The organism is Calditerricola yamamurae (genome assembly GCF_054654135.1).
In genome coordinates this window covers 641,809-667,521 of the sequence record NZ_BAAIFH010000004.1, presented here as the reverse complement: position 1 = coordinate 667,521, position 25,713 = coordinate 641,809, and the positions used below count along the sequence as shown (strand labels likewise).

At 63.1% G+C, this 25,713-nt stretch carries 25 protein-coding genes and 1 pseudogene; 2 read left to right on the top strand and 24 right to left on the bottom strand.

Features of this window, described 5'->3' with window-relative positions:
* Positions 1–102: 102 nt before the first annotated feature.
* The 3 genes and pseudogenes from ACYQ0Z_RS04780 to ACYQ0Z_RS04770 form a co-directional block, all read right to left on the bottom strand.
* Positions 103–1,407 (bottom strand): annotated as a pseudogene (locus tag ACYQ0Z_RS04780) (histidine kinase dimerization/phospho-acceptor domain-containing protein); the annotation flags it as partial.
* Between the two features lie 2 nt (positions 1,408–1,409).
* Complete coding sequence (gene yycF, locus ACYQ0Z_RS04775; RefSeq protein WP_459864849.1) at positions 1,410–2,111, bottom strand: response regulator YycF; 702 nt, start codon at positions 2,109–2,111, stop codon at positions 1,410–1,412.
* A gap of 95 nt (positions 2,112–2,206) precedes the next feature.
* Positions 2,207–3,595 (bottom strand): peptidoglycan DD-metalloendopeptidase family protein, encoded by a 1,389-nt coding sequence (locus ACYQ0Z_RS04770; RefSeq protein WP_459864847.1) that lies wholly within the window; start codon positions 3,593–3,595, stop codon positions 2,207–2,209.
* 275 nt (positions 3,596–3,870) lie between these two features.
* On the opposite strand from ACYQ0Z_RS04770, the gene ACYQ0Z_RS04765 reads away from it, so the two are divergent.
* Positions 3,871–4,242 carry an SPOR domain-containing protein gene (locus ACYQ0Z_RS04765; RefSeq protein ID WP_459864845.1) on the top strand — a complete coding sequence of 124 codons (372 nt, stop codon included), beginning with the start codon at positions 3,871–3,873 and terminating at the stop codon, positions 4,240–4,242.
* 113 nt (positions 4,243–4,355) lie between these two features.
* Here the strand turns inward: ACYQ0Z_RS04765 and ACYQ0Z_RS04760 are convergent, their stop codons facing one another.
* The 12 genes from ACYQ0Z_RS04760 to ACYQ0Z_RS04705 all read right to left on the bottom strand — a co-directional run bounded on the left by ACYQ0Z_RS04760 (position 4,356) and on the right by ACYQ0Z_RS04705 (position 15,337).
* Positions 4,356–5,642: an adenylosuccinate synthase gene (locus ACYQ0Z_RS04760; RefSeq protein WP_459865156.1), complete on the bottom strand. Its 1,287-nt coding sequence runs from the start codon at positions 5,640–5,642 to the stop codon at positions 4,356–4,358.
* A 164-nt stretch (positions 5,643–5,806) separates the two neighbouring features.
* On the bottom strand, positions 5,807–7,159 hold the full coding sequence (dnaB, locus tag ACYQ0Z_RS04755; protein ID WP_459864842.1) for a replicative DNA helicase: 1,353 nt from the start codon (positions 7,157–7,159) through the stop codon (positions 5,807–5,809).
* Between the two features lie 46 nt (positions 7,160–7,205).
* Positions 7,206–7,649, bottom strand: a complete 444-nt coding sequence (gene rplI / locus ACYQ0Z_RS04750; protein ID WP_459864839.1) for a 50S ribosomal protein L9 — start codon at positions 7,647–7,649, stop codon at positions 7,206–7,208.
* Complete coding sequence (locus tag ACYQ0Z_RS04745) at positions 7,646–9,616, bottom strand: DHH family phosphoesterase (protein ID WP_459864836.1); 1,971 nt, start codon at positions 9,614–9,616, stop codon at positions 7,646–7,648. Before ACYQ0Z_RS04745 ends, rplI begins: the two co-directional genes overlap by 4 nt.
* Positions 9,617–9,629: 13 nt before the next feature.
* Entirely contained in the window at positions 9,630–10,607 is a 978-nt protein-coding gene (locus ACYQ0Z_RS04740; protein ID WP_459864833.1) for a YybS family protein, read from the bottom strand.
* Between the two features lie 23 nt (positions 10,608–10,630).
* Complete coding sequence (gene rpsR / locus ACYQ0Z_RS04735) at positions 10,631–10,858, bottom strand: 30S ribosomal protein S18 (protein ID WP_459864831.1); 228 nt, start codon at positions 10,856–10,858, stop codon at positions 10,631–10,633.
* Between the two features lie 29 nt (positions 10,859–10,887).
* Positions 10,888–11,334 carry a single-stranded DNA-binding protein gene (gene ssb / locus ACYQ0Z_RS04730; RefSeq protein ID WP_459864829.1) on the bottom strand — a complete coding sequence of 149 codons (447 nt, stop codon included), beginning with the start codon at positions 11,332–11,334 and terminating at the stop codon, positions 10,888–10,890.
* A 57-nt stretch (positions 11,335–11,391) separates the two neighbouring features.
* Positions 11,392–11,679 carry a 30S ribosomal protein S6 gene (gene rpsF, locus ACYQ0Z_RS04725; RefSeq protein ID WP_459864826.1) on the bottom strand — a complete coding sequence of 96 codons (288 nt, stop codon included), beginning with the start codon at positions 11,677–11,679 and terminating at the stop codon, positions 11,392–11,394.
* Between the two features lie 161 nt (positions 11,680–11,840).
* Positions 11,841–12,941: a redox-regulated ATPase YchF gene (gene ychF, locus ACYQ0Z_RS04720; RefSeq protein WP_459864824.1), complete on the bottom strand. Its 1,101-nt coding sequence runs from the start codon at positions 12,939–12,941 to the stop codon at positions 11,841–11,843.
* A 103-nt stretch (positions 12,942–13,044) separates the two neighbouring features.
* Positions 13,045–13,254, bottom strand: a complete 210-nt coding sequence (locus ACYQ0Z_RS04715; protein WP_459864821.1) for a DUF951 domain-containing protein — start codon at positions 13,252–13,254, stop codon at positions 13,045–13,047.
* Positions 13,255–13,353: 99 nt separating this feature from the next.
* Complete coding sequence (locus ACYQ0Z_RS04710) at positions 13,354–14,259, bottom strand: mechanosensitive ion channel family protein (RefSeq protein WP_459864818.1); 906 nt, start codon at positions 14,257–14,259, stop codon at positions 13,354–13,356.
* A 46-nt stretch (positions 14,260–14,305) separates the two neighbouring features.
* Complete coding sequence (locus ACYQ0Z_RS04705; RefSeq protein WP_459864816.1) at positions 14,306–15,337, bottom strand: YkvI family membrane protein; 1,032 nt, start codon at positions 15,335–15,337, stop codon at positions 14,306–14,308.
* A gap of 105 nt (positions 15,338–15,442) precedes the next feature.
* Here ACYQ0Z_RS04705 and yyaC point away from each other — a divergent pair, with 105 nt between their 5' ends.
* Positions 15,443–16,036: a spore protease YyaC gene (gene yyaC, locus ACYQ0Z_RS04700; RefSeq protein ID WP_459864814.1), complete on the top strand. Its 594-nt coding sequence runs from the start codon at positions 15,443–15,445 to the stop codon at positions 16,034–16,036.
* Positions 16,037–16,083: 47 nt separating this feature from the next.
* Here the strand turns inward: yyaC and ACYQ0Z_RS04695 are convergent, their stop codons facing one another.
* The 9 genes from ACYQ0Z_RS04695 to mnmE all read right to left on the bottom strand — a co-directional run bounded on the left by ACYQ0Z_RS04695 (position 16,084) and on the right by mnmE (position 25,676).
* Positions 16,084–16,980, bottom strand: coding sequence for a diacylglycerol/lipid kinase family protein (locus tag ACYQ0Z_RS04695; protein WP_459864812.1), 897 nt, complete (start codon positions 16,978–16,980; stop codon positions 16,084–16,086).
* A gap of 4 nt (positions 16,981–16,984) precedes the next feature.
* A complete protein-coding gene (locus tag ACYQ0Z_RS04690) occupies positions 16,985–17,722 on the bottom strand; it encodes a DUF554 domain-containing protein (RefSeq protein WP_459864810.1) in 738 nt (245 codons plus the stop codon).
* 51 nt (positions 17,723–17,773) lie between these two features.
* Positions 17,774–18,934 (bottom strand): aminotransferase class V-fold PLP-dependent enzyme, encoded by a 1,161-nt coding sequence (locus ACYQ0Z_RS04685; RefSeq protein ID WP_459864807.1) that lies wholly within the window; start codon positions 18,932–18,934, stop codon positions 17,774–17,776.
* A 33-nt stretch (positions 18,935–18,967) separates the two neighbouring features.
* Entirely contained in the window at positions 18,968–19,834 is an 867-nt protein-coding gene (locus ACYQ0Z_RS04680; RefSeq protein ID WP_459864805.1) for a ParB/RepB/Spo0J family partition protein, read from the bottom strand.
* A complete protein-coding gene (locus ACYQ0Z_RS04675) occupies positions 19,827–20,588 on the bottom strand; it encodes a ParA family protein (RefSeq protein WP_459864803.1) in 762 nt (253 codons plus the stop codon). Before ACYQ0Z_RS04675 ends, ACYQ0Z_RS04680 begins: the two co-directional genes overlap by 8 nt.
* A 117-nt stretch (positions 20,589–20,705) precedes the next feature.
* Positions 20,706–21,536, bottom strand: coding sequence for a nucleoid occlusion protein (noc, locus tag ACYQ0Z_RS04670; RefSeq protein WP_459864801.1), 831 nt, complete (start codon positions 21,534–21,536; stop codon positions 20,706–20,708).
* Positions 21,537–21,654: 118 nt separating this feature from the next.
* Positions 21,655–22,368 carry a 16S rRNA (guanine(527)-N(7))-methyltransferase RsmG gene (gene rsmG, locus ACYQ0Z_RS04665; protein ID WP_459864799.1) on the bottom strand — a complete coding sequence of 238 codons (714 nt, stop codon included), beginning with the start codon at positions 22,366–22,368 and terminating at the stop codon, positions 21,655–21,657.
* Positions 22,369–22,372: 4 nt separating this feature from the next.
* Positions 22,373–24,262 (bottom strand): tRNA uridine-5-carboxymethylaminomethyl(34) synthesis enzyme MnmG, encoded by a 1,890-nt coding sequence (mnmG, locus tag ACYQ0Z_RS04660; protein ID WP_459864796.1) that lies wholly within the window; start codon positions 24,260–24,262, stop codon positions 22,373–22,375.
* 40 nt (positions 24,263–24,302) lie between these two features.
* Complete coding sequence (gene mnmE, locus ACYQ0Z_RS04655; RefSeq protein ID WP_459864794.1) at positions 24,303–25,676, bottom strand: tRNA uridine-5-carboxymethylaminomethyl(34) synthesis GTPase MnmE; 1,374 nt, start codon at positions 25,674–25,676, stop codon at positions 24,303–24,305.
* Positions 25,677–25,713 lie beyond the last annotated feature (37 nt).

Sequence of the window (25,713 nt, the reverse complement as noted above, 5' to 3'; positions counted from 1 at the left end):
CCGCGCGTCGGCCTGGAACTGAAAATGTTCCTTCACCTGATACAGCAGGTGCGACAGGGACGTGGGGGTTTTTTCCATGCGCCACTGCTTGGAATCGATTTTGGACAATTGCAACAAATCGTGGACAAGGCGGATCATGCGTTCCGTCTCGTTTTGCGCCACGCGCAGAAAGCGCGGCCCGAGTTCGGGATCGCCCATCACGCCTTCCTGAAGCACTTCGAGATAGCTTTTGAGGGTGGTCAACGGCGTACGCAGCTCGTGGGACACGTTGGCCACGAATTCGCGCCGTTCCCGCTCGAGCGTTTCCTGCTCCGTGACGTCGGACAGCACGGCAATCACCCCGCGCCGCGCCGTGCCGCGACGGATGGGGGTGATGGCGATTCGCAGAAACCGCGGGCGGTGGGCCCCCTCCTCTTGCTCCACAATCCACGCCCCACCGGCACCCACACCGTCTTCCGGGTCGCGGTCCCTGGGAAACGGCAAGCATTCCACCAGCGGCAGCCCGAGAAGGGCGTCCTCGGTCCGGCCCAGCATGTGGGCGGCGCGCCGGTTGACGAGGATGACGCGACCGCGGGAGTCGGCCGCCACCACCCCGTCCTGCATGTTGGCCAGCACGGAGGCAAGTTTTTCCCGCTCTTCCTCATGGTCCGCCAGCGCCTTCTGCAGGCGCGCCGTCAGGTGGTTGAAGGCCCGGCCCAGCTGGCCGATCTCGTCGTCGCTGTAAATGCGTACACGACGGGTGAAATCGCCCTTGGCCATGGCATCGGTTTGCCGGATAATGTCCTGGATGGGGCGTGTAATGGTGCGCGACAGCGCCGCCCCCAGCACCGCAGCGAGCACAACGGCCAACACGCCCGCCGTGGCCAGGATGCCGTTGATCCGGTGCAGAACGCCGTACATTGGCTCCAGCGATGCCTTCACCCACACGGCCCCCAGCACGGCATCCCCCCGTTTGACGGGCACCGCCACCACCTGCACGCGATCACCCGTGCCCGGATCGTTCCGCACCGTCTCCGTCGGCGTGCCCAGAAGGGCACGGTACACTTCGAGATACCCGTTTTTCTTTCCCACCACATTCCCCGTGTCAAACGACGCCGCCAGGATGGTGCCGTTCCGGTCGATCACCTGCACCTCGCTGCCGATAACGGAGACGAAGCGGCTAACAAGCGTCGGCAGGTTGCCGCCGAGGTCCGCCGGCACCCCCTTTTCGGCATAGGCTGCCAGGTACGGCTCCACATGGGCCGCCAGCAAATCGGTCTGGGCGCGCACCGTGGTGCGAAAGTTCTCCAAATAGAACTGTTCAATGGCGCGCACGGAATACGCCCCCGCAAACTGGAGCACGAGGATCAGCAGAAGAATGTAGACGAGCACCACTTTGGCGCGGATCGAGCGAAACAGCCGCCCCATCGTCACACGCCCCCATCACCCGGAGCAGTGAGCAGGTAGCCGACGCCGCGGCGCGTGAGGAGATAAGCCGGCTGGCTGGGGCAATCCTCGATTTTCTCCCGCAGGCGGCGCACGGTGACATCAACGGTGCGGACGTCGCCGTAATAGTCGTACCCCCAGACGGCCTCCAGCAGGTGCTCGCGTGTCAGCACCTTGCCCCGATGCCGGGCGAAATAAGCCAACAATTCAAACTCGCGCTGGGTAAGCCGGATCGGTTGCCCCCGCTTGACCACCCGGTAGGCCCCCAGGTCGATGACCAGGTCCCCGATTTTCCAGACGTTCTTTTCGTCCCGCGCCCCGCGCTGCAACCGCCGCAGGTTGGCCTTCACGCGGGCGATCAGTTCCCGCATGCCAAAGGGCTTGGTGACATAGTCGTCGGCGCCGAGCTCCAGCCCCATCACGACGTCGAATTCCGCATCCCGCGCGGTAATCATGATGATGGGGACGTCCGATTCCTGGCGGATGTCGCGGCAAACGGCAAACCCGTCTTTTTTGGGGAGCATGATGTCGAGCAAAATGAGATCCGGCCTGTCGCGGCGCGCCTTTTCCACCGCCTCTTCGCCGTCGAAGGCCAGGAGGACGCCGAAGCCTTCCTTCTCGAGGCTGAATTTGAGGATCTCCGCGATCGGCCGTTCATCGTCCACCACCAAAATGCGCCCACGCATGGGCTTCCCCCCTCGCTCGACCTGCATTCGAACCCGGAAAGAAGCGGCGTTCGCCGGAAAACAAAAGCGCCCCCACCCGGGGGCACCCTTGTCGACTACAGGTAGCGCAGCGGATTCACCTTGACCCCGTTTCGGATCACTTCAAAGTGCAAATGCACGCCCGTAGCATGGCCGGTGTCGCCCATGACGCCGATCACCTGCCCTTTTTCCACCACGGCGCCGACGCGCGTTTTGATTCGGTCCAGGTGGCCATACAGGGTGCGCAGGCCGTTGCCGTGATCGAGAATCACCGTGTACCCATAATCACCGTTCCAGCCGGCAAACACCACGCGACCGTTGTCGGCAGCCAAGATGTCGCGGTTCCGGGCGCCGGCGATGTCGAGGCCGGTATGCATCTTGCCCCACCGGTAGTGGAATCCGCTCGTGATGCGTCCCCCGCGTGTCGGCCACGCCAATCTCCCCGTCCCTTTCGACGCGATCACCTTGGTTCCCTTCACGATTACCTTCGTCACCGGTTCGGCGAGCACCGCCTGCGACAGCAGCTCCTTGTTCACCAAGGCGCCGTTTTTCTTGACGAGCCGATAGGTGACGCGCTTCTGCCCGTTTTTCCCTTCCCGGATGACCCGCGTTTCCCCCTGCGGGAGGTGGGGATCCCGACGCACCTCGACGGCGAACGGCATCGTCTCGACCACCGTCACCTCTTCCACCGTTTTCACCGTCACCTTGGGCCGACGCGCCGTCACGTTGACCGTTTGCCCGATTTGCAACAGGGTACCCTCCGTCAGGCCGGGATTGAGCCGCTTAAGCTCGGCTGTTGTCAGGTTGTAGCGGGCGGCGATACAAGATAGGCAGTCGCCCGGCTGCACTACATGCCGCTTCGGCTCCGGCGTACCCGTCTCCAACAGCTTCCTCAACTCCGCTTCCGTCAGCACCTCGCGCGGGTCAACCTTTGCCGGCTCAACGTCGATGCGCTCGACAAACGACACCTGCCGCGTTGCGCGATTTTCCTCCGCTCGTGAGGCGATGGTCACCGCGCGCTTCGGGGAAGCAAGCTCCGGTGCATAGCTAGCCTTGATGGCATTGAGGACGCGCGCCACCGTCTGCGCATCGGGCGCATACGCCACCGTCTTGCCGTCGATCACCACCCGGACGGCCTCCGCCTTCACCCGGACGCGCTGGGCGAGGGTGCGCAACGTGCCCGCGTTGTCAAAGGCACCCTTATACGCCCGCCGCTCCGCAACGCGCAAGGACGCGTCCACGTGGAGGCGAAGTCCGTCATGCTGGGCAGCATATTTTCGGGTTTGGTTGTCCAGCCACGCGCGCACGATCCCCGGATCGCTCACGGTCCCGATGTACGCACCGTTCCAGTAGACATCGTACACCGTCCGCGCGTGCGCCTGGTAATGCTGAAACGCAAACGCCGCGGTGGCAATCAGAATGGACAGGACCACCACGCCCTTCGCCATGATTGATTTTTCCTTCATCGTACCCTCCTCGTCCTACCGAAAGGTTCTGCTCCCCACCCTCCTCCGCATTCCGACACGCGCCGCAATACGGAATATTCTGGAACATAAACAAAACGCGAGCAACGGCAGGTTTCGCTGTTCTCCTCCCCTCTTCGCCAAAAATGGACAAGCCTTGGCACGCTTTCCACTGTACCACAACTGATTTCCGACGATCAAGGTCAGATTTTGGAATAGGTTTCGACAACTTCGCAAACACTACCGGTACCGCACGCCAAACAAAAGGAGGGCACAAGATGGAGGAACGAACGATCCTGGCCGCCTTTCGCTCGGAAGACGACGCGCGCACGGCCGCGCGGCGGCTGCGCGATCTGGGCATCGCGGCGGTAGACATCGGCCGGGTACACCCGTACCCCCATGAGGGTGCGGCTGACCGGCCGACCCATCCGCTGACCGGGCGCATCCAGAGCCTGGCGAACCTCACCTTGGGGGCGGCGGACCCCAACCCCGATGCCGCCGCTCTGCTGGCCGCCGATGTGTCGGCCAGCGGCATGGCCGACGGCAATCCCTTCGAATTGGGCCGCGACATCGTCCTGACCGCCGTCGTCCCTGCCGCGCGCGCCGCGGAAGCCGAACGGATTGTGCGCGACGCGGGCGGAAGGCTGTAAAATCGTTCGCGTACGCTCTTCCCAACTCGATACATGAAAAATCCCCGCAAACTTCTGCGGGGATTTCTTTTCGCGATCACAATGTCCATACCGGCAACACGGCAAACGAATTCCTACGCCCACACCCCGCGCACCTCGTTGGTCTGGTCACGGCTCGGGCCGACGGAGAACAGCGACAGCGGGATCCCGGTCAACTGGGCAATCCGTTCGAGGTAGTGACGCGCATTGACCGGCAGCTCGTTCAGCGAGCGTACGCCGGTGATGTCCTCCGTCCATCCCGGCAGCTCCTCGTAGACCGGCTCGCACGCGGCCAGTACGCGCAAATTGGCCGGGAAGTGCTCGAGAATCTGCCCGTTGTATTTATAGGCCACACAGATCTTCACCGTCGGCAGGCCCGACAGCACGTCAAGGCAGTTGATGGACAGGTCGGTGATGCCGCTTACCCTCCGCGCGTGGCGGACAATCACGCTGTCGAACCAGCCGATGCGCCGCGGCCGTCCGGTCGTCGTGCCGTACTCGTTGCCCCGCTCGCGGATATAGTCGGCGATGTCGCCGTGAATCTCCGTCGGGAACGGCCCGTCGCCCACCCGCGTCGTGTAGGCTTTGGCCACGCCGACGACGTGGTGGATTTTCGTCGGGCCCACGCCGGCCCCGATGCATACACCGCCGGCGATGGGGTTGGACGAGGTAACGTAGGGATACGTCCCCTGGTCAATATCGAGCATCACGCCCTGGGCCCCTTCGAACAACACCCGCCGGCCCTGGTCGATGGCCTCGTTCAGCACGACGGAGGTGTCCGTGACGAAGGGACGAAGGATCTCCGCGTAATGGCGGTACTCCTCGTACACCGCGTCGAGATCGAACCCTTCCGTCTCGTACACCCGTTCCAACAGCCGGTTTTTCTCCGCCAAGTTGCGGGCCAGCTTCTCGCGGAAGACCTCTTCATCGAGCAGATCGGCGACGCGGATCCCCACGCGTGCCGCCTTGTCCATGTATGCCGGACCGATCCCCTTGCGCGTCGTTCCGATTTTGCCGGCGCCCTTGCGCTCCTCTTCCACAATGTCCAACTTGATGTGGTACGGCAGGATAACGTGGGCGCGGTCGCTGACGTACAGATTTGTCACCGGGACGCCGTTTTCCCGCAGGTACGCGAGCTCCTCGGCAAAGGCTTTGGGGTCGATCACCATCCCGTTGCCGATCACGCACACTTTCTCCGGATAGAAGATGCCCGAGGGAATGAGGTGGAGCTTGTATTTCTTCCCGCCGAAGGAAATGGTGTGCCCGGCGTTGTTGCCCCCTTGGTAGCGGGCCACCACTTCCGCCCGCTGGGCAAGGTAATCGGTCACCTTGCCCTTTCCTTCGTCCCCCCACATCGTGCCGACGACGACCACCGTAGACACCATGCGCCACCTCCGCTGCCAGTCTCGCCTGCGGCCTTCGCGGGCCCGCTCCGGCGGAACCTCGCATCACCGCAACCTTCGCGCACGTTCAGTGTAGCAAGGGCGTAAGGCCTTGTCAACGGAAAAACGAACAATATCCACATCAAACAAAAAATCGTTCGGTATCACGACGCCTCATCCTGCGCGTACCGGCGATCCAGGCTGACAAACTTGTTGTACTCCTTCAAGAAGACCAACTCCACCTTCCCTGTCGGCCCGTTGCGCTGCTTGGCGATGATCACCTCGACAATGTTTTTGCGGTCGGTCTCTGGGTCGTAGTAGTCGTCACGGTAGAGAAAGGCCACGATGTCGGCATCCTGCTCAATCGATCCGCTCTCCCGGATGTCCGACAGGATCGGGCGCTTGTCCTGCCGCTGTTCGACGGCGCGGCTGAGCTGCGACAGGGCGATGACCGGCACGTGCAGCTCGCGGGCGATGCCCTTGAGCGAGCGGGAGATCTCGGAGATTTCCTGCTGGCGATTTTCGGCGTACCGGCTGCGCCCTTGGATCAACTGGAGATAGTCGATCACCACCAGGCTGAGCCCGCGTTCCGCTTTCAGCCGGCGCAGCTTGGAGCGGATCTCGGTCACCGTGATGCCCGGGGTGTCGTCGATGAAAATGGGCGCCTTGGACAGGGTGCTGATGGCCATCGTCAGCCGCTCCCAATCTTCCTCTTCCAGGTACCCCGTGCGCAGCTTGTGGGCCTCGAGGTTGCCCTCGGCGCACAGCATCCGCGTGACAAGCTGCTGGGCGGACATCTCCAGACTGAAGATGGCCACCGTCTCGCCGCGGATGCCGACGTTCTGGGCAATGTTGAGGGCAAAGGCCGTTTTGCCCACGCTGGGACGAGCGGCCACGATAATCAAGTCCGACGGCTGAAACCCCGAGGTCATACGGTCAAGATCGGGATATCCGGACGCAACGCCGGTCACTTCGCCGCGGTGCGTGGCCAGAAACTCGATCTTCTCGTATGTCTCCAGCAACACATCCTTGATGGAAACGAACTGCCCGCGACTGCGCCGCTGGGAGATCTCGAGGATGTTGCGCTCGGCCTGGGAAAGAATCTCCCCCACGTCTTCCGTCTCGCCGTACCCCGTGCTGGCGATCTGGGTGGCCACGCGGATGAGCCGCCGCAGGAGGGCCTTCTCCTCCACGATCCGCGCGTAGTATTCCACGTTGGCTGCCGTGGGCACCGCGTTGGCTAGGTCGGTCAGATACGAGACGCCGCCGACCTCCTCGAGCCATTTGCGGTTTTGCAGCTCGGCCGTCACCGTGACGAGGTCGATGGGCTCTCCGCGCTCCAGGAGATCAATCATGCACTGGAAGATGCGCTGATGGGCCGTGCGGTAGAAATCCTCCGGCCGCACGATCTCCATAGCGGTGATCAGGGCCTCTTTTTCCAAAAAAACAGCCCCCAACACCGCCTGTTCCGCCTCGATGTTGTGGGGGGGCATGCGATCGAGAAACAGCTCGCTCATCGGGTCCTCGCCTCGCTTGAGGCTATCATTGGGATTCTTGCGCGCCTTATTCCTCCACGACGGTAACCGCGAGTTGAACCGTAACGTCTGGATGCAGCTTCACCGGTACCCGCACCGTGCCAAGGGCGCGAATCGGTTCGTCCAGCAGGATCTTTTTCTTGTCCACCGCCAGCCCCTGCTTGGCCAAGGTCTCGGCAATCTGCTTGCTGGTCACGGCGCCGAACAGCCGCCCGCCTTCGCCCGCCTTCGCGGCGATGGTCACCGTGGTCTTCTCCAGCTTTTCCGCCAACGCCTTGGCTTCGGCCAGCTCCTGAGCCTTGCGCTTCGCTTCGCTGCGCTTCTGCGCCTCCAGGGTTTTGAGGTTGCTTTCAGTGGCCTCAACGGCGAGCCCCCGCGGAATGAGGTAGTTGCGGGCGTATCCGTCGGAGACGGTCTTCACTTCCCCCTTCTTCCCTTGTCCCTTGACGTCCTTCAGAAAGATCACCTTCATGATCCTTTCCCCCCTTCATCGGCCACGGTTTCGGTTATGGCCTGTTTCAAGCGCTCGACGGCTTCGTCGAGGGACGTGTTTTTGAGCTGCGCGGCGGCGCTGGTCAGATGCCCGCCCCCGCCCAGCTTCTCCATGATCACCTGGACGTTGATGTCGCCCAGGGAACGGGCACTGATGTGCACCGTGCCGTCGCCCTTGTCGTTGACCACAAAGGATGCGCGCACACCGTTGAGGTTCAGGAGCTCATCGGCAGCCTGCGACATGACGAGGTGGGCATAGCGATCGTTCGTCCGGCAGGTGCAGAGGGCGATGTTGCCGGGCAACATCTGCGCGCTTTTGATGATTTCCACCCGCTTGGTGTACAACTCCAGGTCCTCTTTCAGCAGGTGCTGAACAAAGGTGGGGTCGGCACCAAGGCGGCGCAAGAACGACGCTGCCTCAAAGGTGCGCGCCCCGGTGCGCACGGAAAAGCTGCGCGTGTCGACGACGATCCCGGCCAGGAGGGCGGACGCCTCCAGCCGATCCATGGTCAGCTGGTCGCTCTGGTACTGCAGAAGCTCCGTCACCAGCTCGCAGGTTGACGAGGCGTACGGCTCCATGTAGAACAGCACGGGGTGGTCCACAAACTCTTCTCCCCGGCGGTGGTGATCGATCACCACCACGCGGTTCATCGCCTCAAGCAGCTCCGGTGCCATGACCATGGACGGGCGGTGGGTGTCGACGACGACCAGGAGCGACCAGGACGTGGCCAGATCGAAGGCTTGGTCCGGCGAAACGAAGCACCGGTGGAGCGCCTCGTGCTTGGCCACCTCGTCCATCAGCCGCTCGATCGCCGGGTTTACCTCGTCGAGGACGATGTAGCCGTCCCGGCCGACCGCCTGAACCATCTTGAGCACGCCAATGGCCGCGCCGACGGCGTCCATGTCCGCATGGCGATGGCCCATGATGAGGACGTTCTCGCTTTCCAGGATCAGGTCGCGCAGGGCGTGGGAAATCACCCGCGCCCGTACACGGGTGCGCTTCTCCACGGCGTTGGTTTTCCCGCCGTAGAAGACGATGCGCTCCCCACGGCGCACCGCGGCCTGATCGCCGCCACGCCCGAGGACGATGTCCAGTGTCGACTGGGCCAGCTGCCCGAGTTTGGCCAGCGACTCCTCCTCGGTCGCCACGCCGATGCTGAGGGTAAGGGGGATCTTGTTGCCCACGTGCAGTTCGCGCACGGTGTCGAGGATGTCGAAACGGGTCTGCTCCAGCTTGCTCAAGATGGCTTCGTTTAACACGGCAAAAAATTTGTCCGAGGCGAACCGGCGCAGGTAGAGATCATGGGCGCCGGCCCATTCCGTCAAGGCCGCCGTCACCGTCGACAGCAGCATGCTCCGCTGCTGTTCATCCATCCCCTGGGTCACTTCGTCCAGGTTGTCGAGATGAATGATGGCGAACACCGGCCGCTGGTCGCGATACCGCGTTTTCAGCCGGCACAGCTCGGTGATGTCGGTAAGGAGCACCATGCGCTCCTCGGGACGGACGGTCAGCTCATAGATGCGATCGTGAACGGAAAGCTCGTGAACCCCCGGTCGCGTCCAGTCCACCTGGTCCCCTACCGGCAACAGTTCCTCCAACGCCTCCCCGATCACGCGTTCCCGACCAACCAGGCGGGCAAAGGCCGGGTTGGCCCACTCGAGTTTGCGCGCATCGCTGTACAGCGCGACGCCAATCGGGAGGGTGGACAACACATCGTCGCCGGCTTTCTTCACGCGGTACTGAATCGTTTCCAGATAGGCTTTCAAATCGGCCTGAAACGCGCGCTCGGCCCGCGACACGAACAGCGCCAACGCCACGGTGGCCGCCAAGCCGATTACGCCCACCATCCAGTTGTAGAAAGTGAGGAGGACGCAGAGCGACAGGCACAAGAGCACCGCCAGACGCATGTGCATCCCGTGCCATCGCTGAAGCAAGAACCTTGGCATGGCTGTTCAACCCCTAGCGACGGATCACGTCCCGCATGCGGGTGGCCAAATCCACAATGCCTGCTAAACTCAGTATAAGAGAGAGGTACGGGAAAAGAAACAAAAGGATGACGACCGCGCGGGCCACCCACGGGCTCCACCCCCGAGCATCGGCGAGGAAAAAGACCAGCGACAACCCTTGCACGATGAACAGCATCGACAGCAGCGCTTGCCCGTTCCACGCCACGTTGGCCAGCCACGCCACATCGCGCACGCCGGGGATGAACAGCAAGACGGCCGACGCCAGATAGTAGTAAAGGAGCGAACGCGGAAGGCGCCAATCCTTCAAGGGGGCAAGCCGCCGCGCGGGAACGCCCAGTCGGCGCAACACATGACCGGCAGCCCACTGGTTGACCAGCGCCACCGTTGCCGCGCTCATCAGCAATATGGACGGGATGAGCTGGTGAAGCCACTGTTCCGTCTCACGCCATACGGCCGCTTGGCCATCGACGTTCACGCCCGCCCGCTCCACCATCTGTTCCGCTGCGCGCAGGCTTTCCCGCATCAGCGCGTCAAACTGCTCCACCAGATTGATTCCGAAGAACATGGCTAGGGCGACGAACAACACCAGCATGCTGGCCAATGCCGCCAAAAAGGCCAGCAGAACCGCCTGTTCCGCCGGGCGGCGCTTCCGGTGCGCGCCACCCAATGCCGCACCGACCGCGCCGGCGAACACGGCCCCCAGCACTGCGGGCAGGCCGAATAGGAACGCGGTAAGCGGCACGGCTACCGCGGCCACCCATAGCGAGGGCTTCCATCCCTGCCGGGCGGCGTAAACGGCAAAGGGCAGCGGAAGCAGGAGCGACAAGAACAGGCCGAGGGGCGTGTACGCCGACAGCGCCAGCATCACCACGTACAGCGCCAGGGCCACCGCACCCTCGGCAACCCCGCGAACCGACATCCCCACGCTGGTCACCTCAACAACCCGAAAAAAATAGGGAAAAAGGGACACCGCTGTGCCCCTTTTTCCGCCGGTTATTCCACTGTGTACGGCAACAGCGCCATTTGACGCGCGCGCTTGATCGCTTTCGTCAACATGCGCTGGTATTTTGCCGACGTTCCCGTTACGCGGCGCGGCAAAATTTTGCCGCGTTCGCTGATAAACTTCTTCAACAGGTCGACGTCCTTGTAATCGATTTTCTCGATCTTGTTCACCGTAAAGTAGCACACTTTTTTGCGCTTGTGGCGACGACCGCGAGCCATATCCGTCCCTCCTTTCCCACCGGAGACGATTAAAACGGCAAATCGTCGTCAGAAATGTCGATCGGTTGGCTATCCCCGGCGAAGGGATCGTCGTCGAACCGGGTCGAACGCCGCTCCGGCGCCTCAAGGGCGTCCATTCGACCGCCCTGCGCCGCCGCGTTCGATTCAAGGAAGCGCACGTTGTCGGCCACCACCTCGGCCACCTTGACGCGGCGCCCTTCCTGGTTTTCAAAGGTGCGGATCTGCAGGCGTCCTTCCACGGCCACCAGCCGCCCCTTCCGCAAGTACTGGGCGCACGTTTCGGCCAGCTGCCGCCACACGACGATGTCGATGAAATCGGTCTCGCGCTCCCCCTGCTGGTTGGTGAACGGCCGGTTCACCGCCAGCGAAAATGACGCGACGGCCACCCCGCTCGGCGTATACCGCAGCTCCGGGTCGTGTGTCAGGCGCCCGATCAGAATGACCCGGTTCAACATCCCCGATCCCTCCATCCCCTGGGTTCTCTGCCGAACTTGGCCACGCCCGCCGGCGGATTACTCGTCTTCGCGCACGATGAGATGGCGCAGGATGCCGTCGGTGATCTTGAGCACGCGATCGAGCTCCTTCACCGTTTCCGGGCGGCCCTGGAATTTCATCACCACATAGTAGCCTTCCCGGTACTTCTCAATTTCGTACGCCAGCCGCCGTTTTCCCATCGGCTCCACGCTGGTGACTTCCCCGCCGTTCTCGTTGACCAGCGTGCGGAACTTCTCGACGAGTTCCTTCGTCCGCTCCTCGTCGAGGTCCGGGCGCACGATGTACATCACTTCGTATTGCCGCATGCCGTTCACCTCCTTGTGGACTGACGGCCCCTTTCCGCCGAAAGGAGCAAGGAGTGTCTTGTCTTCACTTACGCTACATCAGTGTAACAGAAAAAGGAGGGCGACACAAGATTGTCGTCCGACAACCGCCGGCGGGAATCCCCGGAACCGCCCTCCGCCGGTTACACGTTAAACCGGAAATAGACCACGTCGCCATCCTGCATCACATAGTCCTTGCCCTCCAGGCGCAGAAGGCCTTGCTCCCGTGCCTGCGCCATTGAACCGGCGCGCACCAGATCGTCGTACGCCACCACCTCGGCGCGGATGAACCCGCGTTCGAAGTCGCTGTGGATGACGCCGGCCGCCTGGGGCGCCTTGGTCCCCTCGCGGATGGTCCAGGCCCGCACCTCTTTCTCCCCGGCGGTAAAAAAGGTGATCAGGCCGAGGAGGCGGTATGCGGCGCGAATGAGGCGGTCGAGGCCCGACTCGGCCAGCCCCAGCTCGGCAAGGAACAGGTCGCGATCCTCCCCGTCGAGCTCGGCAATCTCCGCCTCCACCTTGGCGCTGATGACGATCACCTCGGCCCCCTCTTCCGCCGCGCGCTGGCGCACCTGGGCCACGTACGGGTTGGCGTCGGCTCCCGCCGCCTCCGCCTCGCTGACGTTGGCCACATACAAGACCGGCTTGCTCGTCAGGAGATGCAACTCGCGCAGCGCCAGCCGCTCCTCGTCGGTAAGGGCCAGGCTCCTCGCCGGCTGACCGCTCTCCAAATGCGCCCGCAACCGTTCGAGAAGCGCGTACATCTCCTGCGCCTTTTTCTCTCCCGTCTTCAACTGGCGCTTGGCCCGCTCCAGGCGCTTGTCCACCGTTTCCAGATCGGCCAGGACCAGCTCCAGGTTGATCGTTTCCATGTCGCGCAGCGGATCGACGCTGCCGGCAACGTGGGTGATGTTGGGGTCGTCGAAGCAACGCACAACGTGGCAGATGGCGTCCACCTCACGAATGTGCGCCAGGAACTTATTGCCCAGTCCTTCTCCCTGGCTGGCCCCCTTCACCAGCCCGGCAATGTCCACAAACTCAAAGGTCGTGGGAACGGTGCGTTGCGGGTGGAACATCTCCGTGAGGACCCGCAACCGCTCGTCGGGCACGTCCACCACGCCGACGTTCGGGTCGATGGTGCAGAACGGGTAGTTGGCCGCTTCGGCCCCCGCCCGTGTAATGGCGTTGAACAGCGTCGACTTGCCAACATTGGGTAAGCCGACAATCCCCGCGCGCAAACCCATCGGTGTCACTCCTTCTCGCAAGGTCACGGCATCAGTATAGAAGGCTGGACCGGCCATGGCAAGGTGCGCCCGCGCAGTACCCCAACACAGTGAACACCCCCGCTTACAGGGCATCGGGGGTGTTCTTCGGCACCAGCACGCGCTTCAATTTCCGCTCAAACTTCAGACGGGGCATCAGCACGCTGTGGCCGCAGCCCCGGCACTTGATGCGGATGTCCATCCCCATGCGGATCACTTCCCACTCGTTCGTCCCGCAGGGATGGGGTTTTTTCATTTCCACAATGTCACCCAGTCCGAACCGCTTGCGCTCCATGGCACTCGGCCTCACGCCTGCACGTTGGGCCCGCACCTCCCGGCTTGCCTGTGTTTTGGCCTGATTGGGGTTCATTATACCCCAGGGTGTGGCCACGTGTCACGCCTGTGGAGACGTACGCTGAACCATAACCATGTGCGGCTGCAGGATGGGGATGCCGTGTCGGTCAAAGGCCTCCTTGATCATCTGCCGCATCGCGCGGGCCACGGCAAATTGCGTGTTGGGCTTGCACTCGGCCACCACCCGGAGCATCATCCCCGAGGGACTAAACTGCTCGACCCCGAGGACCTCCGGTTTGGCAATGAGATCCGAAAGCTCTCGATGGGCCTGTTCGAGAACCTCCTCGCGCAGCACGCGCATGGCCTTGTCCACGTCGATGTCGTACGCCAGGCCCACGTCGACCACGGCCAGGGCGTTGGCCACGGAGAAGTTGGTCACCTCGGTGATGCGCCCGTTGGGGATGATGTGCACCTCGCCGGTCCAGCTGCGGATTTTCGTCACGCGAAGCCCCATTTCGATTACGGTGCCCTTGTACTGGCCGACCTGGATGACATCGCCAACGGCAAACTGGTCCTCGAAAATGATGAAAAAGCCGGTGATCACGTCACGCACAAGGTTCTGCGCGCCAAAGCCGACAGCCAGTCCCACCACACCGGCGCCCGCCAGAATGGGGCGCAGGTCAAATCCCAACTGCCCGAGCACGAGCAGCATCGCCAGGAAATACAGCGTATAGGTGGCAACGTTGACCATCAACGAGGCCATCGTGCGCAGACGCCGTTCGTTGATGGCGATGCGCCCCTTGTCCCGTTGTTCAACGAGGCGCTCGATCACCGTGCGGGCCAGGCGAACAGCCAAATGCGTGCCGACAAGGATGGCCAAGATCTTCACGCCGACCGTGACCACGTGCAACCACAAGTCGGGATTGGCCACCGCGGCATAGAGCGAGCGAAACAGCTTCTGATACCACGCATCAAATTGCGTCCATTGCTCCACCGCCCAATCCATGTGGCTGTTCCCCCTCCGCAGAAGCATGCGCTTGCCCGCAACCGGCCTAGGTCGGCCGCTTCGTCTCTAATGCTAGCGGATAGGCCAGCACCCGCGCAAGCAGCGCCAAATTGCATAGACCGAAGAGCGGATAGAAGATGGCGACGAGGCGGGCAAATCCGAACTGGCTCACCAGGGCCACCAATACCGTGAGCACCAGGGCCACCGCCGCCGGTGAACGTCCCGTGCTTTCGGACAGCCGTCTGGTCAACCCGTAGACTCCGCTGATCGCTGTGGTGAAGAGGGCCAGCCACAAGACGGCGGTGACGACCAGGGCTGCCTGCGGAGGCAAGAAACGGGCCAACCAAAACAGGGGGATGTCCATCGCCTCCATCTCCGGGCCGGAATTCAGCAGCGCAGCGTTGTACAGCAGGGCCAGCCCGGCGAGCACCACATAGCTCGTCCCGGCGGCCACCGCGATCTCCCCCGTTCGCCGGATGGACGAGCCGAGCTGGGCGAGAACGGCAACCAAGGGCGACACATTCAAGGCAGCGTACACCACCGCCGAACCCCACACGGGCAGGGAGACCGGCGGGGGCTCCGGCTGCAACGGCGCATTCCACAGCGCGATGCTCACCACCGCGCCCAGCACCCCAATGAGCAGCGGGGTGACGATCAGATTGATGGCCAGCACGCCAGTGAGGCCCAAACTGACCATCACCCACACCAGCACCGCGATGACAACGACCCCCCATCGGTATGTGCCACCCCACTGGGCCACCGTGACGCCGCTGCCCGCAAACATAACCGCACTGAGGGAAAACCAATGGGCCAGCAACATCCCCTCGCAGAGGCGCGCCCACCACGGTCCCATCAGCGCCGTCAACACCGAGCGGGCCCGCCCGTCCCCAACCCGCTGGCCCAATCGCAACAGAAGCGCGCACGCGGTGACAAACAGGGCCATGGCCAACAGAATGCCCGCAGCCCCGGCGGGCCCATAGGAGGCGAAAAACTCCCAAATTTCACGCCCCGACGCAAATCCAGCCCCGATGGTCGTGCCAATGATGGTACAGCCGATGGATAGACCACGCTTCCACACCCCAACCCCTCCCACAAGCCGGCCCCACCTCCAGCGGTGTGCGCAGGTATATCCAGTGCGTTTCCGCTGTATACTGGGAATACTACCCTTTTTCCGGAGGGCACCATGAAACCACTTCGCAACGCGCTGGAGCGCCGTTTCCCTGTAAAGGTGGACTACCTCGACGAACGGGCCGTGGACTGCTTATCCCATCACCTGCTGCACACATTTATGCAGGATGTCCGACAAAAAGAACTGATTATCCTGTGCATCGGTACCGACCGGTCAACCGGCGACGCCCTGGGTCCCCTGGTCGGCAGCAAACTGGCGCGCCACCTCCCGGCCCCTATCCCGGTGTACGGCACGCTGGACCACCCTGTCCACGCTGTCAACCTGGTGGAAACCATCGGCCGCATTTCCCGCACCCACCGCGACCCGTACATCCTCGCCCTTGATGCCTGTCTCGGCCAATTCCAGCATGTCGGAACCATTACCCTCGACGAGGGACCGGTGAAACCCGGTGCCGGCGTACAGAAAAACCTTCCGCCCGTCGGTTCCCTTCACATGACCGGCATCGTCAACGTCGGCGGGTTTATGGAATACTTCGTCTTGCAAAACACACGCCTGTCGGTGGTGATGAAAATGGCCGACGTGATGGCGGAAGCCATCCTCCACGCCGTCCGCCGCTGGCAACAAAAAGAGACTGCCGCTCTCTCCTAACGGCAGCCTCTTTCTTTTTTCTCCCGCTCGCGAGAATCCGCTTTTCGTCAGAGCACCTTGAGCGCGCGCGGCAACACCTGGGCGGTCCACGTAGCGGCTACGGTGAGCTCGCCATCCAAGTGACCCGGCAACGGACGCGCCAAACTCAAGCGAATCTCCTTGCCCCGCAACAGAGTGATGGCCGCATCGTCGATGTGCCGGCCCCGAAACACGCGCGGAAACAACCGCAGCAGGCGGCCCGCACCGATTCCGCTCACCACGCACACATCCAGCTGGCCATCGTCGCCGGCGGCAAGGGGACAAATGTTCATGCCGCCGCCATAGAACGGCAGGTTGCTTATCGCCACCAGCCAGGTACGGGGAAACCGCAAGGCGCGACCGTCCACGTCGAGGGTTGCGGACAGCGGTTCATAGCGGGCCAGCACGTGCAACAGGCCGACGACGTAGGCCGCTTTTCCGATGCGCAGCCAATTGAGCCACCGCTTGTACGGCGACCGGTTGACCACCGCCGCCACCGTGCCGTCAAGTCCAATGCCCGCCGCATTGACCACGATCTCGCCGTTGACGCGAACGAGGTCGAGGGAACGCACGTGGAAGGCGCACAACCGGTTCCAGGCCGCGGCGGGTTCATCGGGAATCTTCAAGGCGCGGACAAAATCGTTCCCCGAACCGGCCGGCACACAGCCGAGCGGCACGCCTGTCTCCCACATGCCATTGACCACCTCGTGCACCGTACCATCGCCGCCGATGGCCACCACCGCTCTCACCCCGCGCCGCACCGCTTCTCGGGCCAGGGTGACCGCCTCACCCGGTCGCTGGGTGATCCACGCGCGGTACGGCACCTTCGTGCACACCAGCAGTCGTTCGAGGGCGCACCACACCTGCCTGCCGCGTCCACCTCCGGCCAGCGGATTCACCACAAAGCCCCATGGTCGCTCGTACACCGATTCAGAACCCCAGTCCCTCACGGATCACCCGAAACCCCGCTTCCACAACCGGCAGCACGGGCACGCTCAGGACAGCGATGACCAGCGCCGGCAACAGGTTGCCCACACGAATTCTTTGTAGGCCCAACAGGTTGATGCCTATCCCCGCAATCAACAAGCCCCCAACCGCCGTCAGCTCCCCAACCATGGCCTGCAGCATCACATCCGGCACGATGGCGGCGACGGCGTGGGCGCTGAGGGCGATCACCCCCTGGTAGACCAACACGGCCACCGCCGCGAAGATGACGCCGATGCCCATCGTCGCGCTGAACATAACCGCCGTAATCCCATCGAGGGCCGCCTTCAGGTACAGCACCGCATGGTTCCCGCGCAAGCCGCTCTCCAACGCCCCCAGCACGGCCATCGGGCCAATGCAGTAGACCAGCGCCGCGGTCACAAAGGCGGTGGCGATGTCCCCCCGTCCCCGTCCGAACCACGCTTCCAACCGGGCTCCCGCCTGCTGCAGCCGATCTTCCAGGCGCAACCCCTCGCCGATGGCCCCGCCGATCACCAAGCTGGCAATCACCACAAGGGGCCGATCCATCTCCAGCGCCATTTTGAGCCCGATCACCGCCACCGCCAACCCCAACCCGTGCATCAACGTTTGGCGAAGACGCTCCGGCATCCCGGAAAACCAAACCCCCACCACGGCTCCGGCGACAATGGAAAGGGCATTCACCACTGTTCCCCATAGCGCCATCCTCCATACCTCCGTCCGCTCCCCGCGGTCTGGTCTCCCGTACGCTCCTCGTCAGGAAAAGGCTTCGGCAATCTCGCGCACGGCTGCCGCCAGCGCCTCCACGTCATCGGGGCCATTAAAGTAGCCGAAGCTGGCCCGCACCGTCCCCCGGTCACCGGTCCCGACCGCTTCGTGGCCGAGGGGACTGCAGTGGAAACCGGCGCGCACCGCAATCCCATATTCGCGATCCAAAATGGCGGCCACCTCCGCCGGATCGACGCCGGAGACCGTAAACGAAACCACGCCAACCCGTTCAACCGAAGGAGGAGGCCCGTACACACGCACGCCGGGAATGGCCCTCAGCCGCTCGATTGTCTCCCGCGCCAGCCCCCATTCGTGGCGGTGAATGGTTTCCACGCCCGTGGCCAACACAAATTTGACCCCCTCGAGCAGCCCGGCAATGCCTGGGGTGTTGAGGGTTCCGCTTTCGTAGCGTTCGGGGCGAACCGCCGGTTGGTCAATGTCTTCAGAATGGCTGCCCGTGCCCCCATGCAGGAGCGGTTCGAGGTCCAGGTCGGGCGCGGCATACAATCCGCCCGTCCCTTGGGGCCCATACAGCCCCTTGTGCCCGGGAAAGGCCAACAGGGCAATGTTCATGGCCGTCACGTCGATGGGCAACACGCCGGCCGTCTGCGAGGCATCCACCAGAAGCGGGACCCCGCGCGGTCGCAAGCGCTCGCCGATGTCCGCCACCGGTAGAATCACACCGGTCACGTTGGAAGCGTGGGTGACGGCGACCAGCCGCGTGTTCGGCCGAAGCGCGGCGAGAAAGTCGTCGGCGGCAAACAAGCCGTCTTCCCGGGGCGGCACATACGTCACCTCCACCCCCCGCGTGCGGCGCAGATGCTCAAGCGGGCGGCGAACCGAATTGTGCTCCACGGCCGAGGCCACCACATGATCCCCCGGGCGCAGGTACCCCTTCAGGGCCTGGTTCAAGGCCTGTGTCGCATTGGCAAAAAAGAAAAGGTCACGGGGATCGCGCACGCCAAAGAGCCGCGCCAAATAGGTGCGAGCCTGGGCCACCACGCGGGCGGCCTTTTGCGCCAGCTCGTGCCCGCCGCGCCCGGGATTGGCAGCAAAGGCCTCCACACACGCCTTCATCGCCTCGGCAACGCCCGGCGGCTTGGGCCACGTCGAGGCGGCATTGTCCAGATAGCGGATGGTGCGCGTCATCCTGCCCCTCCTTCCGCCCACGAAATTCCTTTCTCACTCGGCGCTCCGGCCCACGATTAACGCCACAATGCGGTCCAGGTCCTCCCGCGACAGGTACTCGATTTCGATTTTGCCCCTGTGTTGCATTTGCCGAATCTTGACCGCCGTGCCGATATGCGCGCGCAACGCATCTTCGTACCGTGCCACCACCGGATCGCGATCCGCTTTCACCGCAGCCCTCCGCTTGCTCTGCGCCCTCTCCTTCGCCGCGCGCAACCGCTGCACGCGCGCTTCCAGTTCGCGCACGCTCCACTGTTCGCGGACCGCCTGCTTGGCCAACTCCATCCGCGTGGCGTCGTCCTCCACGCCAAGGAGGGCGCGGGCATGACCCATGGACAATGTTCCACGTGAAACATCGTCCTGGATCACCTTGGGCAACGTGAGCAGGCGCAAGAAGTTGGCCACGTGGGGGCGGCTCTTGCCCACCTTTTGCGCCAGTTCCTCCTGTGTCAGCTTGAAGGTTTCCATGAGCTTCTGGTACGCCTGCGCGATTTCAATGGGGTTGAGGTCTTCCCGCTGCAGGTTTTCGATCAGCGCAACCTGCATCACCTGTTCTTCCGTGAACACCTTGATGACGGCCGGAATCTTCGTCAAGCCGGCCAACTTCGCCGCCCGCCAACGCCGCTCCCCGGCCACGATATCGTAACCCTTGATGCCCTTCCGCACGATGATCGGCTGGACGACGCCATGCTCACGAATGGATTGGGCCAGTTCCGCAAGGGCCGCCTCATCAAACACCCGGCGCGGCTGGTAGGGATTGGGCCGGAGCTCGTCGATGGGGATCTCGGTGATCGTGTCATGCTCATCGGTATTGAGCTGGGGAATCAGGGCCTCCAATCCTTTGCCCAGCCGCTTAGCCACGCTCGATCACTTCCTTCGCCAGCTCCATGTACACTTCCGCCCCCCGACTCTTCGGATCGTAGGTGATAATGGGCTGGCCATGGCTCGGCGCCTCGCTCAAGCGCACATTCCGTGGGATGATCGTGCGGTAGACCTTGTCCTTAAAATACTTTTTCACTTCTTCGATCACCTGCAGCCCCAAATTGGTGCGCGCGTCGAGCATGGTCAAGAGGACGCCTTCGATGCGCAGGTCGGGATTGAGGTGTTTCTGCACCAGACGAATCGTGTTGAGCAGCTGGCTCAGCCCCTCCAGGGCGTAATATTCGCACTGAATGGGAATGATGACCGAGTCGGCCGCCGTCAGCGAGTTGACGGTTAGAATGCCCAAGGAGGGCGGACAATCGATCAGAATGTAGTCATAGCGGTCTTGCACCACGCCGAGGGCCTTGCGCAGCCGCACCTCCCGCGAGATCACCGGTACAAGCTCAATCTCGGCCCCCGCCAGTTGAATGGTGGCCGGAATGACGTCAAGGCCCTTAAGGTTAGTCGGCAGAATGGCATCCAATGGATTGATGTCGTTGATGAGCACATCGTAGATGCAGTACTGCACATCGGCCTTGTTGATGCCGATGCCGCTCGTGGTGTTGCCCTGCGGATCGATGTCAACAAGGAGCACCTTCTTCCCCAACGTGCTCAGGCACGCGCCCAGGTTGACGGACGTTGTCGTCTTCCCCACACCGCCCTTCTGGTTGGCCACGGCTATGATCTTGCCCATCCCCGCTCTCCGGTCTCCTTTCCGAAACGCTTGAAGTGTCCCAGTGGGATCCGTCCCCATTTTACCGTACGGATGATCCGAAACGAAGAAAAAGCGACGCATCCGGTCGCTTTTTCGCTATTTCCCGGGTCGGTTCTTGGGAATGCGGATGATGAATTGGTAATACTCTTCGCCGTCCTCCTCGTTCGTCTCAATGGGAAGTCCCGATTGCAAGACAAGGTCGATCGACTGCCGCAGGGTGTTGATGGCCAAACGCAGGTCGCGCGAAAACGCCTTCCGCTTGGCTCTGGGCCGGCGCGCGGTCCTGCCCAGCAATGCCGCGACGCGCTGCTCGGTCTGCTTCACGTTGAGCTCCTTGTCCAAAATCTCCTTCAACACCTTCAACTGCAGCGCTTCATCCTTCAACGGCAACAGCGCGCGCGCGTGGCGCTCCGTGATCTTCCGCTCCAACAGGGCCCGTTGCACCGACTCGGGAAGCGAAAGGAGGCGCAGCTTGTTGGCGATGGTTGACTGGCCCTTGCCAAGGCGCTGGGCCAAGCTCTCCTGGGTCAGGCCGTGCAACTCGATCAGCTGCTGATAGGCGGCCGCTTCCTCAATGGCTGTCAACCCTTCCCGCTGCAGGTTTTCGATCAGGGCGGCCGAGGCGGCCTGGGCATCGGTCATCTGCCTCACGATGGCCGGAATGGTGGCAAGGCCGAGCTTCTTTACCGCCCGCCAGCGCCGTTCCCCGGCAATCAATTCGTAGCGGCCGTCCTTTTCCCGGACCACGATGGGCTGAATCACGCCATGGGTGCGAATGGTCTGGCATAATTCCTCGATCTTCTCATCATCAAACACCGTACGGGGTTGAAACGGATTGGGTTCGATTTGATCGACCGGCAGCTGACGCACTTCTTCCGCGTTGGTTTTCTCGGCGAAGCCAAACCACCGCGTGAGCTGGTCCCGCATCTCTGCACCACCTACCGTGTAATTCACCCCGTTACCTATTCGGCGCCCCGTCTTGAAATTCCTTTTGCCGGTAGCGACTGCCCGCGCTGTTCCACGTGAAACATCGGGGCCTTCTCCCTCAGCGAAGGGGTTTTTTCTCCGGCACGCCCGGCTTGCGCGGATAGGCCGAAGGCGTTGGCGCACGCTTGGCGATAAACAGGAGGGTTCGTCCTCCGCCATTGGCCGGCAACGTGAAGCGCTCGATCCGTTCCAGTGCTCCGCCCAAGGCGACAAGGGCAGTCTGCGCTTCTTGCACCTCTTCTTCCACGTCGGCCCCCTTCATGGCAACAAACAGACCGCCCACGCGGACAAAGGGCAGACACAGCTCGCTGAGCACATTCAATCGCGCCACCGCGCGCGCGATGGCCATGTCATACCGCTCGCGGTGCGCGGGATCGCGCCCCACCGCCTCCGCCCGGCCGTGGATCAGGGTCACGCCGGTAAGGCCCAGCTGGCGCACCGCCTCCTCCAAAAAGGCAATCCGCTTCTTGAGGGAATCCACGATGGTGAGGGCCAGGTGCGGAAAGCGAAGTTTAAGGGGCAGGCCGGGAAAACCTGCCCCACTGCCGATGTCCACCAGCGACGAGATCCCGGAGAAGTCCACGTGGAAGGCGGGCGTCAGCGAGTCGTAAAAGTGCTTCAGCGCCACACCTTCCGGATCGGTGATCGCCGTCAAGTTGACGCGTTCATTCCATGCCACCAGCAGGCGATAGTAGCGATCAAAGGCCTCCCGCTCGGCCGCGGTAAGCGTCCACCCGCGCTCGGCGAGTGCTTCCGTCAAGTCAAAGGCCATGCCCCTACGCCCCTTTTTTCCTCTGTTCCAGATAGACCAAGAGAACGGAGATGTCGGAAGGGTTGACGCCGGAGATGCGCGACGCCTGCCCGATGTTGAGCGGGCGAATCTTGCTCAGCTTCTCCCGCGCTTCATAAGCCAACCCCGGAATTTTAAAGTAATCGATGTCCGGCGGGATGCGCTTGGCCTCCAATTTGCGCATGCGCTCTACTTCGGCCATCTGCTTGGCGATGTAGCCGGCGTACTTGACCTGGATCTCCACCTGCTCCGTGACCTCCGGCGGCAGCTCGTGGGGCGGCGGCGCCAGTTCGGCGATGTGCGCATAGGTCACCTCCGGCCGGCGCAGCAGCGTCTCGAGGGAGGTCACGTTTTGGATCTCCGTCGTCCCCAGGGCTCTCAGCTTCTCCTGTGTGACTGCATCGGGCCGCAGCGTTGTCTCGCGCAACCGCGTCAGTTCCTCCTCGATAAGCTGCTTTTTCCTCAGAAAACGGCGATAGCGCTCCTCGGAGATGAGCCCGATCCGATACCCAAGCTCGGTCAGGCGCAGGTCGGCGTTGTCGTGACGCAGAAGGAGGCGGTACTCGGCACGCGACGTGAGCAGGCGGTACGGCTCGTTGGTCCCCTTTGTCACCAGGTCGTCGATCATCACACCGATGTACGCCTGCGATCGGTCGAGAATTACCGGCTCTTTTCCCTGCACCTTGCGCGCGGCGTTGATGCCAGCCATGAGGCCCTGCCCGGCCGCCTCCTCGTATCCCGACGTCCCGTTCAGCTGCCCAGCAGTGAACAGGTTTTCCACGAGCTTTGTCTCCAGCGACGGCCACAGCTGCGTCGGCAGGATCACGTCATACTCGATAGCGTAGCCGGGACGCATCAGCTCCGCCTTCTCCAGCCCGGGGATGGTGCGCAGGATCTCCAGCTGCACATCCTCGGGCAGGCTGGTGGACAGTCCCTGCACGTACACCTCTTCCGTGTTTCGCCCCTCCGGCTCGAGGAAGATCTGGTGGCGCGGCTTGTCGGCAAAGCGCACCACCTTGTCCTCGATGGACGGACAGTAGCGCGTCCCGATGCCCTCGATCATCCCCGAATACATCGGCGCACGGTGGAGGTTGGCCTGGATGATCTCGTGGGTCCGGGCATTCGTGTAGGTCAACCAGCAGGGCAACTGCTCCTCCACCGGGACGAAGCTCGTCGTCTCATAGGAAAACGCCAGCGGCCCCGGATCCCCCGGCTGGATCTCCGTCTTGCTGTAATCGATCGACGGGCCGTAGAGGCGCGGCGGGGTCCCCGTTTTGAAGCGAGCCAGCTCAAATCCCAGCTCCATCAAGTTTTCCGACAGCCGGTTGGCCGGCTGCATGTTGTTGGGCCCGCTCTCATAGGACAGGTCGCCGATATACACCTTGCCGCGCAGGTACGTTCCCGTGGTGAGCACAACGGCCTTGGCACGGTACTCGGCACCGGTGCGTGTCACCACGCCGGTGCACACGCCGTTTTCGACGATCAGCCGCTCCACCATCGCCTGGCGGAGCGTCAGGTTGGGCGTCCGCTCCAGCGTCCGTTTCATCTCGCGCATGTAGAGCGCCTTGTCGGCCTGGGCCCGCAGCGCGCGGACGGCCGGTCCCTTGCCGGTGTTGAGCATGCGCATCTGGATGTACGTCTTGTCGATGTTGCGCCCCATCTCCCCACCGAGGGCATCGATCTCCCGCACCACGTGCCCCTTGGCCGGCCCCCCGATCGACGGGTTGCACGGCATGAGGGCAATCGTGTCCAGGTTGAGCGTGAGCACCAAGGTCCGGCACCCCAGCCGGGCAGCGGCGAGCGCCGCCTCGCACCCGGCGTGCCCGGCCCCGACAACGATCACGTCGTATTCCCCGGCAAAATAGGTGGTCGTCATGCCCATCCCTCCTTTTTCCGCGTCCCGCTGCGGCGCCGCGTCACTTGCCGAGGCAGAACTGGCGGAAAATCTGGTCGATCAGCTCGTCCGACGCCGTCTCGCCAATGATCTCGCCCAACCGATCGAAGCAGCGCTTCAGGTCGATGGCCACCGTGTCCACGGGAACGCCGGCCTCCACGCCGGCGACGGCCTCGTCCAACGCCTGGCGCGCCTCGCGCAAGAGGCGGATGTGGCGGGCGTTCGACACGTAGGTGAGGTCGCCGGACGGCACGTTTCCGGTGTAAAACTGCCGGGCAATGGCGTCCTCCAGCTTGTCGAGGCCTTCTTCCGTGCGCATTGATGTCAGGACCACCGGCCGATCGGCAAAGGCCGCCTGCACCTCCTCCAGCTCGATGCGCCGCGGCAAATCCGCCTTGTTGACGACCACGATGGTGTTGAGGGATCGGGTCATGTCGATCAGCTGTCGGTCGGTGTCGGTGAGCGGTTCATTGTGGTTGAGAACGAGGAGAACAAGGTCGGCCGTTTTGAGCACCTCGCGTGCCCGGTTCACGCCGATGCGCTCAACCAGGTCCTCCGTGTCGCGAATCCCCGCCGTGTCGATGAGGCGCAGGGGAATGCCGCGCACGTTAACCTGCTCCTCGATCAGGTCGCGCGTGGTACCGGGAATGTCGGTGACGATGGCCCGCGCCTCATGGGCCAGGGCGTTCAGCAGCGACGACTTGCCCACATTGGGCCGGCCGACGATCGCCGTGGCCACCCCTTCCCGGAGGATCTTGCCCTGGCGCGCCGTCTCGAGCAGGCGGTCAACCTCCGCGCCGATCTCCCGACACCGTTTGAGCAGGAGGTCCCGGGTCACCTCCTCCACGTCGTGCTCCGGGTAGTCGATGGTAACCTCGATGTGGGCCAAGAGCTCGACGATGCGCTGGCGCAGGCTGCGCACAAGCTGCGACAGGCGCCCCTCCATCTGCTGCAAGGCCACCGCCATGGCCCGGTCCGTCTTGGCCCGGATCAGATCCATCACCGCTTCGGCCTGGGCCAAGTCAATGCGGCCGTTCAGAAAGGCACGCTTCGTAAACTCCCCCGGTTCGGCCAGGCGCGCCCCATGGTCCAGCACGAGTTGAAGCACGCGACTTGTCGTCACGATGCCGCCATGACAGTTGATCTCCACCACATCCTCCCGCGTATAGGTGCGGGGGGCACGCATCACCGCGACGAGCACTTCCTCCACCGTCTCCTCCGTCGCCGGATCCACCAGATGGCCGTAATGGATCGTATGGCTGGCCACCGCCGTCAAGTCCTTGCCGCGAAACAGCTTGTTCACAATCGGAATGGCATCAGGCCCGCTGACGCGAACAATACCAATGGCCCCTTCCCCCAAGGGGGTGGCAATGGCTGCAATGGTATCGGTCTCCATGCCCTTCACTCCCGATGAAAGAAACACCCCTCAATCT

What these genes read in the sequence shown, in the direction of transcription:
- ACYQ0Z_RS04690 (WP_459864810.1), bottom strand. Translation starts at nt 17,722, where the DNA reads ATGGCGCTATGGGGAACAGTGGTGAATGCCCTTTCCATTGTCGCCGGA.
- rsmG (WP_459864799.1), bottom strand. Translation starts at nt 22,368, where the DNA reads ATGGCCTTTGACTTGACGGAAGCACTCGCCGAGCGCGGGTGGACGCTT.
- ychF (WP_459864824.1), bottom strand. Translation starts at nt 12,941, where the DNA reads ATGGGTTTGCGCGCGGGGATTGTCGGCTTACCCAATGTTGGCAAGTCG.
- yycF (WP_459864849.1), bottom strand. Translation starts at nt 2,111, where the DNA reads ATGCGTGGGCGCATTTTGGTGGTGGACGATGAACGGCCGATCGCGGAG.
- yyaC (WP_459864814.1), top strand. Translation starts at nt 15,443, where the DNA reads ATGAAACCACTTCGCAACGCGCTGGAGCGCCGTTTCCCTGTAAAGGTG.
- ACYQ0Z_RS04745 (WP_459864836.1), bottom strand. Translation starts at nt 9,616, where the DNA reads ATGCCAAGGTTCTTGCTTCAGCGATGGCACGGGATGCACATGCGTCTG.
- rplI (WP_459864839.1), bottom strand. Translation starts at nt 7,649, where the DNA reads ATGAAGGTGATCTTTCTGAAGGACGTCAAGGGACAAGGGAAGAAGGGG.
- noc (WP_459864801.1), bottom strand. Translation starts at nt 21,536, where the DNA reads ATGCGGGACCAGCTCACGCGGTGGTTTGGCTTCGCCGAGAAAACCAAC.
- mnmG (WP_459864796.1), bottom strand. Translation starts at nt 24,262, where the DNA reads ATGACGACCACCTATTTTGCCGGGGAATACGACGTGATCGTTGTCGGG.
- rpsF (WP_459864826.1), bottom strand. Translation starts at nt 11,679, where the DNA reads ATGCGGCAATACGAAGTGATGTACATCGTGCGCCCGGACCTCGACGAG.
- ACYQ0Z_RS04685 (WP_459864807.1), bottom strand. Translation starts at nt 18,934, where the DNA reads ATGACGCGCACCATCCGCTATCTGGACAATGCCGCCTCGACGTGGCCC.
- ACYQ0Z_RS04715 (WP_459864821.1), bottom strand. Translation starts at nt 13,254, where the DNA reads ATGGAGCGCAAGCGGTTCGGACTGGGTGACATTGTGGAAATGAAAAAA.
- ACYQ0Z_RS04710 (WP_459864818.1), bottom strand. Translation starts at nt 14,259, where the DNA reads ATGGATTGGGCGGTGGAGCAATGGACGCAATTTGATGCGTGGTATCAG.
- rpsR (WP_459864831.1), bottom strand. Translation starts at nt 10,858, where the DNA reads ATGGCTCGCGGTCGTCGCCACAAGCGCAAAAAAGTGTGCTACTTTACG.
- mnmE (WP_459864794.1), bottom strand. Translation starts at nt 25,676, where the DNA reads ATGGAGACCGATACCATTGCAGCCATTGCCACCCCCTTGGGGGAAGGG.
- ssb (WP_459864829.1), bottom strand. Translation starts at nt 11,334, where the DNA reads ATGTTGAACCGGGTCATTCTGATCGGGCGCCTGACACACGACCCGGAG.
- ACYQ0Z_RS04770 (WP_459864847.1), bottom strand. Translation starts at nt 3,595, where the DNA reads ATGAAGGAAAAATCAATCATGGCGAAGGGCGTGGTGGTCCTGTCCATT.
- dnaB (WP_459864842.1), bottom strand. Translation starts at nt 7,159, where the DNA reads ATGAGCGAGCTGTTTCTCGATCGCATGCCCCCCCACAACATCGAGGCG.
- ACYQ0Z_RS04675 (WP_459864803.1), bottom strand. Translation starts at nt 20,588, where the DNA reads ATGGGCAAGATCATAGCCGTGGCCAACCAGAAGGGCGGTGTGGGGAAG.
- ACYQ0Z_RS04765 (WP_459864845.1), top strand. Translation starts at nt 3,871, where the DNA reads ATGGAGGAACGAACGATCCTGGCCGCCTTTCGCTCGGAAGACGACGCG.